Annotated in this window: 12 protein-coding genes and 2 pseudogenes; 5 read left to right on the forward strand and 9 right to left on the reverse strand. The window is 56.2% G+C overall.

The genetic code is table 11. The features are described from left to right. Window positions 1-176: 176 nt before the first annotated feature. Both G9X67_RS20960 and G9X67_RS20965 read right to left on the reverse strand, forming a co-directional pair. Window positions 177-923, reverse strand: coding sequence for a TylF/MycF/NovP-related O-methyltransferase (locus G9X67_RS20960; protein WP_138334172.1), 747 nt, complete (start codon window positions 921-923; stop codon window positions 177-179). A gap of 212 nt (window positions 924-1,135) precedes the next feature. Continuing rightward, window positions 1,136-3,022, reverse strand: a complete 1,887-nt coding sequence (locus G9X67_RS20965) for a N,N-dimethylformamidase beta subunit family domain-containing protein (protein ID WP_171599574.1) — start codon at window positions 3,020-3,022, stop codon at window positions 1,136-1,138. A 381-nt stretch (window positions 3,023-3,403) separates the two neighbouring features. Here G9X67_RS20965 and G9X67_RS20970 point away from each other — a divergent pair. The 4 genes and pseudogenes from G9X67_RS20970 to G9X67_RS20990 all read left to right on the forward strand — a co-directional run. Next, window positions 3,404-3,529, forward strand: a pseudogene (locus G9X67_RS20970) (IS3 family transposase); the annotation flags it as partial. 426 nt (window positions 3,530-3,955) lie between these two features. After that, window positions 3,956-4,210 (forward strand): hypothetical protein, encoded by a 255-nt coding sequence (locus tag G9X67_RS20980; protein ID WP_171599576.1) that lies wholly within the window; start codon window positions 3,956-3,958, stop codon window positions 4,208-4,210. 179 nt (window positions 4,211-4,389) lie between these two features. After that, window positions 4,390-5,703 carry a polysaccharide biosynthesis/export family protein gene (locus G9X67_RS20985; RefSeq protein WP_171599577.1) on the forward strand — a complete coding sequence of 438 codons (1,314 nt, stop codon included), beginning with the start codon at window positions 4,390-4,392 and terminating at the stop codon, window positions 5,701-5,703. A 242-nt stretch (window positions 5,704-5,945) separates the two neighbouring features. Next, window positions 5,946-6,101, forward strand: a pseudogene (locus G9X67_RS20990) (O-antigen translocase); the annotation flags it as partial. 242 nt (window positions 6,102-6,343) lie between these two features. On the opposite strand, the gene G9X67_RS20995 reads toward G9X67_RS20990, so the two are convergent. From G9X67_RS20995 to G9X67_RS21020, 6 genes are read right to left on the reverse strand one after another with little or no spacing between them, the layout of a single operon-like run. Then, window positions 6,344-7,558 carry a DegT/DnrJ/EryC1/StrS family aminotransferase gene (locus G9X67_RS20995; protein ID WP_171599578.1) on the reverse strand — a complete coding sequence of 405 codons (1,215 nt, stop codon included), beginning with the start codon at window positions 7,556-7,558 and terminating at the stop codon, window positions 6,344-6,346. After that, window positions 7,555-8,529, reverse strand: a complete 975-nt coding sequence (locus tag G9X67_RS21000) for an NAD-dependent epimerase/dehydratase family protein (RefSeq protein WP_171599579.1) — start codon at window positions 8,527-8,529, stop codon at window positions 7,555-7,557. Before G9X67_RS21000 ends, G9X67_RS20995 begins: the two co-directional genes overlap by 4 nt. Next, window positions 8,526-9,245, reverse strand: coding sequence for an acyltransferase (locus tag G9X67_RS21005; protein WP_171599580.1), 720 nt, complete (start codon window positions 9,243-9,245; stop codon window positions 8,526-8,528). Before G9X67_RS21005 ends, G9X67_RS21000 begins: the two co-directional genes overlap by 4 nt. Further along, window positions 9,235-10,338 (reverse strand): DegT/DnrJ/EryC1/StrS family aminotransferase, encoded by a 1,104-nt coding sequence (locus G9X67_RS21010; protein WP_138334183.1) that lies wholly within the window; start codon window positions 10,336-10,338, stop codon window positions 9,235-9,237. The genes G9X67_RS21005 and G9X67_RS21010 overlap by 11 nt, the downstream gene beginning before the upstream one ends. Then, window positions 10,335-11,372 (reverse strand): Gfo/Idh/MocA family oxidoreductase, encoded by a 1,038-nt coding sequence (locus G9X67_RS21015; RefSeq protein WP_138334185.1) that lies wholly within the window; start codon window positions 11,370-11,372, stop codon window positions 10,335-10,337. Before G9X67_RS21015 ends, G9X67_RS21010 begins: the two co-directional genes overlap by 4 nt. Further along, window positions 11,369-11,875 carry an acyltransferase gene (locus G9X67_RS21020; protein WP_138334187.1) on the reverse strand — a complete coding sequence of 169 codons (507 nt, stop codon included), beginning with the start codon at window positions 11,873-11,875 and terminating at the stop codon, window positions 11,369-11,371. Before G9X67_RS21020 ends, G9X67_RS21015 begins: the two co-directional genes overlap by 4 nt. A gap of 552 nt (window positions 11,876-12,427) precedes the next feature. On the opposite strand from G9X67_RS21020, the gene G9X67_RS21025 reads away from it, so the two are divergent. Next, complete coding sequence (locus tag G9X67_RS21025; RefSeq protein ID WP_138334189.1) at window positions 12,428-13,204, forward strand: response regulator transcription factor; 777 nt, start codon at window positions 12,428-12,430, stop codon at window positions 13,202-13,204. Between the two features lie 178 nt (window positions 13,205-13,382). Here G9X67_RS21025 and G9X67_RS21030 read toward each other — a convergent pair whose 3' ends face one another. Further along, complete coding sequence (locus G9X67_RS21030) at window positions 13,383-15,224, reverse strand: glycosyltransferase (RefSeq protein ID WP_138390058.1); 1,842 nt, start codon at window positions 15,222-15,224, stop codon at window positions 13,383-13,385. Window position 15,225 lies beyond the last annotated feature (1 nt).

The raw sequence follows: 15,225 nt of genomic DNA on the forward strand, positions 1-15,225 counted from the left end.
TGTCATCCGCACCGCGCTGGAGGAGCCCTTACAGGCCCCCGAGCGAAGTGAAGCCAATGATTGCTGGTCTTGCGTCTTGGATCTTTGGCGCCGCGGTAGGCATCGATTCTCGAAGTCCTTGCTGTGTCTAGTGCAGGAGGTGCCGTCCCAAAAATGTCTTTTTGGACGGAGAAGGTTCAGTGCGTTCGGGTCACAAGCATGTGTCCAGCCGAGAGGTCAAAGTCCAGTCCCTCCCGTCCTGCGCGAGAGAAGTAATCGTCTGCCGCCTTTCGGCACCCAGACCAATCCGAATAGGCGTGAAGTGCGACAGCGCCGCCGACGATGAGATGAGGCATAACCCGCTCTAGACAGGCGCTGACAGGCTCGTACCAATCAACATCGATATGGGCCAAAGCGACCGGCTCGGCGACTGTAAGCGTGTCTTGCACCTTACCCTTTATCAGTTGGACGTTGTTGGACTCGACGGGATAACCAAACCTAGCGAAGTTGTTCGTCACCGTCGCCATCAGGTCATCATCATAGAGATAGTATTGCTGGCCTCCAAGGCCGACGGCTTCGCCGGCAGTGATTTCAGCGTACCGAGCTTTCATGTCGTCGCCATCGTGCTCCGAAGGCGGAGGGAGCATCTCGAACAGGTCGTACACGCGTATAGCGCGCTGAGGCGACTTGGCGGAACACATGAGAATTGCTGAACCGCCGCGCGCGCAACCTGCCTCAATGATCAACGCTCCGCTCGGGGCGGTACGACGCACTACCTCAAGCAATTGATTAAGTTGACGATCAGTCGTGTAAGAAAGGTGTTCGGCGCGCACCCTTGACCAAGCCTGTCGAACGGTCCCTGGGTAGGCGGTCCGACGGGCGCGTTCCAAAAGCGCGTTGAGGCGCCAACGCGCCCCACGCGCAACTCTATCTACTGCTTTCATAACGCCTCCATCTCCCCGCAACAGCGTCCGCCTCGGCGAAGCCTTACTGAACTCCCTACGACTCCCTTGGCGGGGGAAACCCGCTAGCGTCGAGTCTTGCCCTTCTCATCGACGTACTCGTCGTTGGCAAAGCTGATCTGTTTTCATGATACGATCATCTCTGGTCCTCACTCGCATACCTTCAAAGCGTTGGCGGATAACTCGGCGGTTCATCACGACAAAGTAAGCCAAGAGGAGGGGGTCTGCGGTCTTACATCCATTTCGGAAAAAAGATTGACCGTCATCTGCTGCGCGCGGCTATCTACGCATGGCATATTCCTTATCGGAACAGTAACGACTAGAGACACCAAACCCTTTATCCAGTTCTTTATTCTTCTCCGCCAACTTCTCGTGAGCTGAGGCGGTTGGAAAGCCCAGCTGTTGTCTAAGCCCCATACCCATTGAATTGATCCAGTCGAAAACACTCGCGCTCCACTCACTGCTCTGTAACAGATAGCATGGGAGATATTTGGACGTGTGCCACCCGGCAGTGGTGGGAGAATTTCGTTGGCACGTGTAGAGGATTTCGAAAGAATGACGAGCCCGTCGGGAGATTCTTCGTTGTCTAGAACCGCATCCCATTCGTACCCGACCAGTCCCTTCAGCCTATCGCCGTTTCTTAAACCTGTGTGCGCGTAGATAGGGTCAGCAGCATTAGAAACGATGAAATCAAACCCCTCATAGATGTTACCTTGATCGGATACATAGCCCACCCCCATCAGTGCATTCTCCGGTCTATTGACCTCCTTAGAGCGAAACACTGAAGTTGACGCAGGAGGATCTAGCTGAGCCACCGGATCGAGAGATAGGCCGGCGCCAATACCCGATGAGTCCTTGTATATGGTAACAACGCGGTTCGACTGCCCCCGGCTTGAGCAGTCGAACCGAACCTGCCAATAAGCAGTATTAGCAGAGTAAAAGGCGAGATGAATACCATTATCGCGTGCCGACTCAACTCTATTACGCTGTTCCATCGACCAATACTCATCATGACCTACCGAAAGAAATATTCTGTGCGAAAGAATTTGTAAAGGGTTGCTGTGAACATCCACATTGGTGTAATAGGATATGTCGTAACCCTGCGACTCCAACCAGCGGACCATGTTGTACTCCCAAGTTAGCATATTATTACAATTGAAACCATCAGTATTGCTGAATCCGAGATGGGCGGCATCATAGGGGCGATCAAAGCTTACCTGGTATGCTCTGGTGTTACTGGTGCTATTAGCATCATATACACTGAAGCCGCCGAATATGTTATACGCTTGAGCAGTCGTTACTGCATCCTGAAAGCCTATGTCGCTGGGGTGATTGTCTTTGCGCAGAACAAACGGGACAAGCGACTGTTTGCCGCTTCTGCAATCAGTTAACTTGATAACATAAAGTCCGCTTGTCCAAGCTGCAGATGTTTTCAGTTCATACGATACGTCCCATAGACATTCGATCAAACGCGTGCCAGGATTGGTCACGGTGGGGCTTGATTGAGTTAATCCGTCTAGACCGAGCGCGCTGGCTATAAGTCGACCGCCTGCACCGCCGTAGTAGCCAAGGCGATAGACCTCAAGATTATATTGTCCAGCGGAAGACAAAGAAACCTTTAGATTCAAGGGGTCTCCTGCATTTATACTTGTTGCATCCGCATAAGCCTCGATCTCGTGGTTCGTCGCCAAATTTGTAATCTTCCAATCAGTTGTGCCGGCATTTAGATTTTCGATTACAATTGAGTTTTGAGCGTCCACTCTGATGCCCTGACTGGTGAAGTTGTTAAGGCCCTCGGTCGTGGATACGACTGCTAGAGCTCGGATTTGGCTGCCAAGAAGACCCGACGGTATTCTGATGCGAGCACTCGTCTCTCCGGCAATATTCGTCCATGCCCCGTCAATTTTTTGCTGCCAACCGTAAGCCGCCTCCTTCTCAGGACTTTGGCCGCATTCATTGAAAACATTTGCGGTCAGCGTATTTCCAACAGTGGCGCTCCCTCTAAGGAGAACATAATAGGTGTGTTCCTCGTTCGACGAAGTGGGTATCTTTTGCGCGCCACTCTTGACACTGCCTTGCATGGGTCCCCCTGACCGTTATCCCACATTGGTACGTAGTGATTATTTATTCGCTGGGCGTGGCCGCGTTTCGGGAGCCTATAATTTCAGAGCCTTCCGATGACAGTACGAAACCAGCGTTCTGCAACGACCTATCGCGAAGCTTTATAGACCCTTAGTAGGTTTCCCTCAACGGCCCATTGGCCCGACTTAGACCGCTTTTCGGCTACGTAGCGGGGGGCTGTCACTGCCCGTTTGATTGCATCGGCGCGGCCATTCATCCTCCAATTGGGGGTTTGCTAATTCGCTCTTCCTGTGAACTGCCCCCCATTTCGACCAGACAGTCGGCATAAGCAGAAAGGCTCAAGCACAGGCTTGAGGACAGGCTTATGTCCAACGACACCTGTCGTCGGCAATTCCGAGGTCAAGACGCTCGAAGAGCGGGTGCGTGAGCTGGAACGCATGCTCGGCCGCAAGACGCTGGAGGCCGAGATCTTCCGCGAGGCCATTTCCAAAGCCCAGACAACAAAACAGATATCGCGGCCACTCTTGTTGCCCAAGGAGGTTCCCGATGAAGACACTTCACGCGACGAGCTGCGGCCGGAAGACCACATCGGCATAGTAGTTCGCTGGATCATAGGTGCTGGTCGGGAAGAGACCTGAGGTGGCGGAACCGCCATACGCATAGACACCATTGCCGCCAGCCGCCGCACTCGATTGCCTTCCCTTTCCGCCGACGGTCAACCATCGGGGAACCAAGGAATCCACCAGGAGTGAGCGCGAAGTCCACCGACGAGCGTTGCGATACATGGCAGGCACCTCTCTCGCGAGATTGTCAGGGTCGAATGTATGAGGATCATGCGATACGCAACTGTGAAGTATAGTCGAAAATGGGAGAGTATATCCTACGAATTTCGCTCTGCAGGGCGGCATCCTTTGGGCAAACGGGCGTGTTGCATGGCCCATGTGATGGCTGAGATGCGCGAGGTCGGCAAGATGCGCCGCATCCTGTACAAGGCTCGAAGCCGCAAGCGGTGGCTTTTTTTCGACATCGCCGCATGGTGGTGCCAATGCTGGCCCCCAAACAGGAAGCCACGCACTGGACCGTTCGTGCAATGGCATAAGCCGCTGGGATCTCATCACCTGTTGATTTTCCCGGGCGATGCCTCGGTGTCGCGCCGAAGATATGTGTTTCTGCTGGATTTAGGCTGAAGTACCCGCCCCACCTCATCAATAGTGATGAGGCAAAATAAACGATCTCCACCTTCCTCAAGGCGTCGCCAGACTGCACACTAGGGACGCGGCTTCGGACTTGTCGTCCGGCGTGCGAACAGAATCAAGGCAGTTGGACCAACATCCCTTTAAGGATGTTTTGCAGGCGAGATATATATATGAATTCATCGCACCGCGCCCCCCACGTGTTCTTTCGCGCGACGTTTGTCATCGGTGCACTCGCCTTTCTTGCCGGAGCTGTGTCGCCAGCTCTCGCCGATAGCGCCCCCTTGACTCCGCAAACGAAAATCCGCCTGACGATTGTCCAATGGATGCAGTCCAAAGGCCAATATGAACGCTGGGATGCGCTTGGCGGCGAATACACCGTCTCGGATGAAGGCGCTGTCTTTTTGCCCTTTCTTGGATCCCTTTCCGTCGGCAATCGCGATAACACCAGCCTCACCAACGAGATTGCCAAGCGTCTGCAAGAAAAAATCGGATTGGTTCAGGCACCTGCGGTCACCATCGAAATTCTCGAATACCCACCAATCTACGTCGTCGGAGACGTAACCAAGCCCGGGGAATACAAATTCCGCCCTGGACTGACCGTCCTGCAATCACTGGCACTGAGCGGCGGCCCGTTGCGCGCCCCAAGTCTGCAGCAATCGCAGACGATCAAACTCGCAGGCGAATTGCGAGACGTCGACCACTCGCTGCTGCGCAGCACTGCCAAATTAGCACGGCTCCAAGCAGAGATGACCGGGGCGAAGGAGATAACGTTCGATCAGACGCTCGGCGTCGATCAGCAATACGCTGCGGGAGTATACAACGAGGAACGGGTCATTTTTCAGGCTCGTGCAAATGCGCTGGACAGGCAGTCGAAGGCGCTCACGGAATTGCGTGATCTTTTGAACAGTGAAGTCGGCATGCTAGGCGAGAAGGTGCAAGGCTCGGAAGACAATATCAAATCGATCGAGGACCAGCTGACCAGCGTCAAAACGCTGGTCACGAAAGGCCTCACCGTTTCGTCGCGTCAATTGGATCTGGAACGGTTGCTCACCACCTACCGCTCCAATCGGCTCGACCTTGTCACCGCCATCATGCGGGGCCGTCAGGCGATCAGTGAGACAACGCGAAATCTCGAGGGGCTTTATGACACGCGGCGAAGCGAAGTCGCTTCCGAATTGCAGTCGGAACAGGCAAGTCTCGATCAGTTCAAATTGAAGCGCGAGATAACGCAAAAACTGCTTCTGGATGAGCTCGCGGCAGGGGGAAGCTCGAATACCAGCGGCGAGGAGCTCCCGCTGACCTTTACGGTGAGCCGGCGAAACGAAGGGCAAATCAAGCAGTTCCAGGCCTCCGAAACAACGGCGCTGATACCGGGTGATGTGGTGAGGATCGTCCGAACCCGCATTGCGGATGGCGTGTCTCGGGCCGCCCCTGCCGACCTGCCGCGTGAAACTGAGACACACGCCAGTCAGGCAAGCCAGTGACCCGCGAAAAGCACGTATTGCAAACGAACCCCCAGTGGGCGATCGAGCAGCGCCGAGGCGCTCAGACCACCAGCGCGAGAGAAATCGCTCTTGATACAAGCTGGCATAGACCCGACCAGCTTGAATTCGCTTCCTGCCCCAACAGCAATGCCTGTGCCGCGTATCTTCGAAGTGGCGTTGGGCAACATGTCGGCGACAGCGCCGGAGATCCCGTCCCACAGCATAGCGGCTAAGGATAATTGATGACTTTGCGCATGATCCCAGCCAGTGGGCAGACTTATACCCAGAACCTCAAGTCGACGATGCTGATGGGCGGTTCCTCGCTCGTGAACGTCGCTTTGAGCATCATTCGCAACAAGGCCCTGGCCGTTCTGCTTGGGCCAGAAGGCGTAGGGCTCTTTGATCCTGGCGGAAAGATGCCCGGCCCTTCGGGTTGGCTGAAACGGGCCGGCTGATCGACCGGCCGGCTTGGCCGTAGAGCTGGGCTACGACGCGCGCCGGCCGGTCGACCATCCGACTCCGTTTGAGCCAACAGAATGCTTCAATCTGACCAGGAAAGGCTCTAACAAAAAAATGCGCATCGAAGCGATGCGCATCAGGCCCTGCGGCACAACGAAGATTGCATCACGCAATCAGGAAATCACACAAGAGCGATGTCCCGATCGTGCTGTGCGGTGGCGGGTATGCCGGCAGCCTCAGCCAATGAGCTTCGAAGTGCTTCGACAACCCTGACGATGTCGAGATCCGTCATCTGGGCATAAAGCGGCAGGACTATCGTTTGCCGCTGCGCGGCCACGCTTCGCTTCAGGCTTGTCGCAGCACGATGAGAACTATGGTCGGAATAGGCACCTTCCAGATGAATGTTCATCACACCGCGTCGGGTCGAGATCCCTTGATCGAGCAGTGCCTGCATGACCGTCCGCTGGTCGACGGCATCAGGCAGTCTCACGCAAAAGCTCTGCCAGTTGCTACGAGCCCAATGCGGCTCGACCGGTGAGAGCCCAGGGATCGAAGACAGGCGCTCGCAATATTGCTCGGCGAGCCGCCTGCGCTGCGCAATCAGCCCCGGCAGCCGCCGCAACTGTTCCCTTCCGACGGCAGCCTGAAGGTCGGTCATACGGTAGTTGTAGCCCAATTCGTCATAGTCTTCGAAAATCACCTGTTTCGAGCCATGGCGAACAGCATCGGTGACGCTCATGCCATGCTGACGCCACAGCCGGAATTTTCGATCATATTCGGGATTGGCGGTGGTCAACATGCCACCATCACCTGTCGTGACGACCTTCCGGGGATGGAAGGAGAAACAGGCAATGTCGCCATGCGGCTTGCCGATCTTTTCCCAACGCCCGTCCCACAGGATTTCGCTTCCCGTCGCGCATGCCGCATCTTCGATGACCGGCAACTGATGGCGCTTGCCGATCTCCACGATGGAGCGGAGATCGCAAGGCATGCCAAGCTGATGCACACATAGGATTGCCTTGGTGCGGGGCGTGATGGCTGCTTCGATCAGGCTGGGGTCGATATTGTAACCATCTGCTTCGATGTCGACGAAGACAGGCACCGCATTGCAGTATCGAACAGCATTCGCGGTGGCGATGAACGAATGACTGACCGTGATGACTTCATCGCCGGCACCGACATCGACCGCCATCAAGGCGAGATGCAGTGCGGTCGTGCAGTTTGAAACGGCGCAGGCATGTGCAGCGCCGACAAAGGCTGCGAATTCGCCCTCGAAGGCTGCGACTTCCGGTCCCTGCGTCACCCATCCTGACAGGATAACGCGGCGCGCGGCCTCGGCCTCCTCTTCTCCGAGGACGGGTTTGGCGACCGGAATTATTGATAGAGACGGGCTCATGCAGCTTGCCCTCCTGCCGCATCGGTCTTCGACTGCCACCAGGCGACAAGGTCGCGAAGCCCTTGTTCCATCGATATTTCCGCCTTGAAGCCCAGGAGCTTCTCGGCCTTGCTGATATCGGCAAGACGACGGGTTACGCCGTTGACCGTGCGGGCTTCCTTATGCTGCGGCTCGAGTGAGACCCCCATGATGCTGCTCAGCATCTGCGCAAGTTGCAGGAGGCTTATTTCCTCGCCGCTCGCGACATTGAACACTTCATCGGTGACATCGCTCTTCGCAGCCAGCAGGTTTGCCCGGGCGATGTCACGTGCATCGACGAAGTCCATCGTCTGGCTGCCGTCTCCATAGATGAGGGGTGGCATTCCGGTCGCCAGACGCTCCATCCAGCGGATCAACACTTCGGTATAGGCGCCGTAAACGTCCATTCGCGGCCCGTATACGTTGAAATAGCGCAGCGCCACATAGCGCAGGCCGTACATCTCCGCAAAGCTGCGAAGCAGCCCCTCGTTAAACGTCTTGGCCGCGCCGTATATCGTCCTGTTATTATAGGGATGATGCGCTTCGGTGGTCGGAAAGCTCTCGGCCAAACCCAGCACAGAGGCTGAAGAGGCAGCGACGACCTTCGACACGCCTGCCTTTACGGCAGCTTCGAGAACATTGAACGTGCCCTCGGCCAGTACATCGAAGGCAAGCCGTGGGTCTTCGGCGCATTGCGTGATGCGGATGGCCGCCTGGTGAAAGACGATATCCACGCCCTCGAAGGTTTTCGCCAACAACGCTCTGTCACGAATATCTCCCTCGATGATGTTGACGGACCCGCCAGCTATTGCCGTACTGAGATTGTCCCGGCGTCCACGCACGAAGTTGTCGAGGATGATAATCTCGCGCGGCTTCTCCAATGCGACGAGATCGACGATATGCGACCCGATCAGGCCGGCCCCGCCGGTAATGAGTACTCGTTGATCTCTCACGATCTTCCTCCATGCGATATATCCAGCACAGGATCGGCTTCCGTGCGCCAGCGTATGAACTTCGCCGGCACACCCGCCACGACTGAAAACGGTTCGACATCGGAAACAACGACTGCGCCTGCTCCGACGATCGCCCCTTTTCCGATGCTCACGCCGGGAAGAATAGTTGCATTCGTTCCAATATCGGCCCATGCGCCGATGCGAACCGGCTTGATTTCGAGATCCGTGCGAATGATCGGCACATCCACCGGCAGTGCGGTGTGGGTCGACCCAAGCACTTTGGCGCCAGGGCCCCAGCCGACACAATCCTCGATAACCAGGTCGCGTGCGTCGAAATAGGCCATCGGGCCGATCCAGACATTGTCGCCGATTAAGCAAGTGCCGTCGAAGCGTCCCTGGATATAGGCCTGAGCGCCGATGAACACGCCATTGCCGATTTCAAACGTTTCAGGATGTTTGAAACCGGCGCCGCCCGCAACCTGCAGTCCCGCGCCGCAGCTCCGCGCGATCGCTTGCCAGATGGCTTTCCGCATCAGGGTGTCGACGACACCGTCGCCTGTGGCGAAACGACCGTAAAGGTCTATCAGACCAGCGCGCCCGTATGATTGCCTGAGCTCTTCGACCAACCCAGTTTGGTAGCCAGGATCTGCCGGTCTTTCATGGCGACCATGGACCGCCTGCACCAGTCGAGCCTCGCCGGCGCGGTTAACTGACATAAGCATACTCCAGTGCGGCGGCCACCTGGTCGACGTGTCGTAAAGGCATCTCTGGATAGATCGGCAGCGAGAGGACCTCCCGTGCCGCGGCTTCCGAGACCGGGAAATCCCCGGCCTGGTAACCAAGGTCGGCATGGGCTTTCTGCAGATGAACAGGGATGGGATAATGGAGCCCGGACGGAATGCCTTCCGCGCTGAGCAGGCGTTGAAGCCCATCGCGATCACGGCTTCTTATGGCATAGACGTGATAGACGTGACGCCGGTCGGCTGCTTCGACAGGGATTGTCAAATCCGTCGATCCGGCAAGCAGCGAAGAATAGCGGCGCGCATGACTGCGACGCGCCTCGGTCCAGGCTTCAAGGTGCCGGAGCTTGACACGTAGGATCGCGCCTTGAATGGCGTCCATGCGATAGTTAAAGCCCTTCAGCAGATGGTGATAGCGCTGCTCCTGGCCCCAGTCTCGCAGCATGCGCATCGTCTTGGCCTGATCATCGTCATTGGTAACGACCATACCCCCCTCGCCGCAGGCGCCGAGGTTTTTGCCCGGATAGAAGCTGAAACAGCCGGATAGGCCGATACTGCCGGCGCGGTGGTCTTTGTATTGCGCGCCATGGGCCTGGCAGGCGTCTTCGATGACGGGTATCCCGTGGCGGTCGGCAATTGCCTTGATCGCGTCCATGTCGGCCATTTGACCGTAGAGATGGACGGGAACAATGGCCTTGGTGCGGGGAGTAATCTTTGCCTCGACCTCCGCCGGATCCATCGTGAGTGTCACGGGCTCAACATCGACGAACACGGGTCGTGCGCCCGTGTAGCAGATCGCCGACACGGTTGCGACGAACGTGAATGGCACCGTAATGACCTCATCGCCGGGACCAACGCCCGCCGCAAGCAGGGCAAGATGCAAGGCACTCGTTCCGGTGTTGACGGCTATCGCATGCTTGACGTTGCAATAGTCGGCGAATTCCTGCTCGAAATGCGCGACCTCGTCGCCCAATACGTACTGCCCCGAGGCGAGGACGCCGAGCACGGCGGCGTCAATCTCACCCTTGATTGATTGATATTGTGCCTTAATGTCCAGGAACGGGATCATGCGATGCGCCTTGCCTCTTCGAGCTCGATGATGCGGCCGCGCTGGGCTAACGACCGGCTTGCGGCTTCCAGAATGCGAACGACGCGCAGGCCGGCATGGCCGTCCGTAATGGGCCGCGAATTCTGCTCGATGCACTCGACGAACTGATCCAGTTCGCGTTTCAGTGCTTCGGTCATATCGAGCTTGGGCGCCCACATGTCGCCGCTGCGGTAGCCGACCATCATCTGATGCACTTTCTCGCCATAAGCCTGAGAATTGGGGTTCAGCGTGATGCCCTTGTCGTAGACCTTGATTTTTTCGCTGGGCTCCAGATCGTCGTAGACGACCATCTTGTTGCTGCCACCGATCAGCGTGCGGCGCACCTTGACCGGCGCCAGCCAATTGACGTGGATGTGTGCGATGAGCTTGCTTTCGAAGAAGAGCGTCAGATAGGCGATGTTTTCCGGCTCGCCGAGTACATGGCTCATGCCTGTCGCTGAAACAGCCACCGGCCTTTCCTGCACAACATGGTCCAGGATGGAGAGATCATGCACCGCGAGGTCCCAGATGACGCTGACATCATGCTGAAAGAGCCCCAAATTGACCCGAACCGAGTCATAATAATACATGTCGCCTAAGCCGTTCTCGACCAGTTCGCGCATCTTGCGGACGGCGCCGGTGTGGACGAAGGTATGATCCACCGCCAGCACGAGGCGTCGGCGTGTGGCCTCTTCGACCATCCGCGAAGCTTCCTCCGTCGTCGATGCCATCGGCTTTTCGACGAAGACATGCTTTCCGGCCATCATAGCCTGCATTGCGAGCTTGAAATGGGTGAAGACTGGCGTCGCGATAGCGATGGCATCCACTCTTGGATCGCGCAGCACTTCCTCGAAATCATCGGTGATCGTCACCGCGGGATACCGGCTTTTGACAGCCGCCAACCGTTCGACATTGAGATCACAGACAGAAATGAGCTGCGCTCCGGCCGCCTCCGAGATGTTGCGAACCAGATTCGGGCCCCAATACCCATACCCAACAACAGCGATGCCGATCATTTCATTCCTCCCAACGCGTGCATGTCGACTGGCCCGTCATTAACGCGACCGATCATCCTGGCCGGAACGCCAGCGACAATGGCGCCATCGGGCACATCCTTTGTTACAACCGCTCCAGCGCCGACCTGCGCAGCCTCTCCGATCGTGACGCCAGGCAAAATGGTGGCGTTACTGCCGATCGACGCATGGCGCTTGACCAGGGTCGGGACGACAATCCAGTCGGCCTCCGTCTGAAGGCTGCTATCCGGATTGACGGCGCGCGGGTATATGTCATTCGTAAACATGACCCCGTGGCCTATGAAAACGCCGTCTTCCAGCGTCACGCCCTCACAGAGGAAGGAATGGCTGGAGATCTTGCAGCTTTTTCCGACTAGGACGTTTTTCTGAATCTCAACGAAGGTGCCGATGCGCGTTCCGGCACCGATCGTACAACCGTAAAGATTCACGAGGTCCGGATGGTGGATAATGGTGCCGTCATCCAGCTTGACGTTTGATGCAATCATCCCTGCAAAACCCCTAACTCTTGAACAGGTCCAGACTTTCAGTTGAAACCAACAATCGCCTAATTGCACCCAAGGTTTCACACCGACAGGACTAATATTTTTCTACATCCCAAAGAGAATTGTTTTCTGCATCTGAGTAAAGAAACAAAACGTTTAAGGTTATTCACCTAAAGGCGTATCTACTTATGATGACTTACGCCCATGTTCATACATAGACCAACGTTGGTGGCGGGCTCACCTACCGCATCCGTTGCCGGTCCTACGCCGGAGACTGCGATTGTTTCCATGCATTTAGTGGCCCGTCGCAAAGCACGGTGTAACGATGAAGTTTATTCTGCAATCTATCTAGTAACACTCAAGACTACTTCAGATTTATCTTTCTATTTCCGGCTTACAATGGAAGTTGCGCGCTACTTAGCCTATATTAGCTACTGTAACGCTCCGCGAATTGTGGTATTCGATTCCTACTTTAGAGTTTCCTAAACCCCCGTATTGAGAGGGGTCGGTACTCGGGTCGTAGTTGAGCGTAACGTGTTAGGGGAGGGTGAAGCTGTGAATTCAGCACTTATATCGAATTTGGACCTCAGGCAGGAGAACGTAGCTCTTCCCCTCAGGATAGATAATCCGAACACATCTGCCGTGCCGGGAAGACACACGCATTCTCTTGTCATTCTCGATAATCGTGAGCTCGATCGTCAATGCCTGGCGCAATGCATGGCTGCCCAAAAAGCGGATTTGCAGATTCTGGCTTTTGGATCAATTGAGGAGTGGAAGCAGAAGCGCGACGAATATCCTCCGCTTTCGGCAATCCTCTTGAACGTCGGCGGCAAAAAGATCGATGAACCGACCGTTTCGGAGCAAATCCGGAAGCTTTCGTCGGAATTCGCATCGACGCCACTCATCGTATTGGCCGATAGCGACGATTTCGGTCAAATCGTTAGGGCACTTGAGTACGGAGCCAAAGGGTTCATACCCGCCTCAGTCAGCGTCAGCGTCTGTATGGAGCTGATCGCGCTGTCGGTGGCAGGAGGAATTTTTGTGCCTGCAAGCGCACTGTTTGCCATGCGTCACTTGCTGGACTCGAGCAATTCGACCGCACGCCCGCTATCCGGCATATTCACGGATCGTCAGGTCGAAGTCGTGGAGGCGCTCCGACGCGGAAAGGCAAACAAAATTATCGCTTATGAGCTCAACCTGCGAGAAAGCACTGTAAAGGTGCATGTTCGCAATATTATGAAAAAGGTCAAAGCGACGAACAGAACGGAAGTCGTGTTCAAGCTCAACGATCTTTTTCTTTCGGGCGGCTCTGCGACAAACAGCCTGTGCTGATGCGGTCGGCCGATCAGATCTTGGATCGCATCAGGAGCGCATTCTCGCTCTAAACATCCTCGGTGGCTGCACGGCAAATACGCCACCGAGTCCGCGATTGCATCTTCAGCCTCACCTGGAAAGTTTGTCATGCACGCCTCTCCAGGTGAGACTGTCTGCATGTGCAATTTTCCCACAGCTAATTGCCGGTGCCCATAGGAAGCCTGGAAAGCGCTGTTCGGATCCTGCGCAACGGGCCTCTCTGCGAATGGGGGACCAGACCCCGCGCAAGATGCCAGAAATATCGGAACTCAGGCAGCGGCGGTACATTCGGCCGCAGGCCATTCAGGCGCAGTCTGACCATCAGGCCATCGACGCCTGAATATAGTCGCAGACGCCAACCCGCGTCACGTTTGAAGTGTAGAAATGTTACTTTCTCGCCAGCGTTGCTTCCGCCGACGGGAGCGCGACGAAGAACATTTGCAAGATCTGGCTGCTGACAGCGCTCAAGAATATCGGAGAACCATGCAAGCCAATCGGAATCGCTCCGATCGGGAATCTGATGAATGCTTTTTCGATCCCTGCCATACCGTCCCGACACGACCCCATCGCCTGAGCCACCGAGTTGCGCGATGACGAGGCGCGCGCGCCTGAATTCGTCGTGGGATAGAGATGGATAGAAATCTTGCAGCCTCCGCGCCCGCTCAAACTGGCCTCTGCAGATCAAAGCGAGAAGGAAGTACGCCCACTCGGCCGGATCCGGGGTGAGTGCCCCATATTCGGTCATGGTCACCTTGACCAGATCCACCAGAAGGTCATAGGCGCGATCGGCGTCGCCCTCCTGCAATGCACAGATGGCAAGGCGGAATTTGGCTTCGGGCAGGTAGGATACATAGTCCAGGCAGCGCGCGTAGCACTGCTTGGCTTCCTCCACCCTGCCCTGCTCGAGAAGCAGGTCGCCCTGCTTCAGCAAAGCGCGATCGCTCGCTTCCCCCACGACATGGACGCTCTCTTGCTTGGAGATCCGCTGGACCTTTGTAAGATCGCCGAAGGGGCCGGACTGGATGATCTTTTCGCCGAACTGCAGGCCTTTGTTCAGCATGAACCACTGATATATTTGCGGCCTGTGGCTCAGTGTATGACACGCATGGATCAAACTGTAACCGGCTGTCGTGATACGCCGTATTTCGTCGGGATGGGCAAAAAGGTAATCTAGTCGCTCGACGACGTTGTGGCCGTCAACAAAGACACAGTTTTCCATGTCGACAAAGCCGGCTGCCTCCACTGCTGCCGTGCGTTCGGTCACGAGACAGGCATTTGCCCCGGGAATCTCGAAGTGCTTGCGTACGACCTCGCCGCCCATAGTGCCGCATGTGGGGACGATGAGGCTCGCGTTGAGCGCGCGCGCATAAGCCTCTCCAGACAGGAGCTGGGAAGCTAGCTTGCTCTCATAGGCGTGTTGCGGCGAGACCAGGCAGGGGTAACGGTCGCGGATCATCGGAAAGACCGTCTGTCGCCAGGGATAAAGGCCGTAGGCCTGACCTGTGAGCATGGCCGGGATGACCTTTTGCTGGCCATAGTCGTGGTAGACTTCGGGATCGATGAAATTTGGCCAGACGAACAGATTCTCCTTCACCGCCGGCATATATTCCGGAGTCATCGTTGCGATCGCGAAATACGTCTCGATGCCCCACTGCTCCATATCGGAAAGGAAGCCCGCGCGTCGATCGCACCATGCGTCGGCGTTATGAAGGCCAAGCTTCGGAACGGCGATATGGGTATTGGTGTTGGTGATTTTTATCCGACGCGACCCATGCGACCGATAACCGCTTTCAAACAGCGTCAGATCCGGCTCGTACCTGTCGCATATCTCTGCATAGTCGCAGTCGCGGTTAATGACGACGACATCGAAATGTGTTGCGAGGCATTTGACCTGCTGCTGCATGTGCAGCAGCAGGTAACCGGCCGCGGTCGCATTGGGCTGATGGTCCCATTGAAAAAAAACGAGCCGCGGCTTTCGATCATTAACGTTGCTATTCATG

Origin of the sequence: Rhizobium sp. WYCCWR 11152 (assembly GCF_013087615.1) — a bacterium.
Taxonomy (GTDB): Bacteria; Pseudomonadota; Alphaproteobacteria; order Rhizobiales; family Rhizobiaceae; genus Rhizobium; species Rhizobium indicum.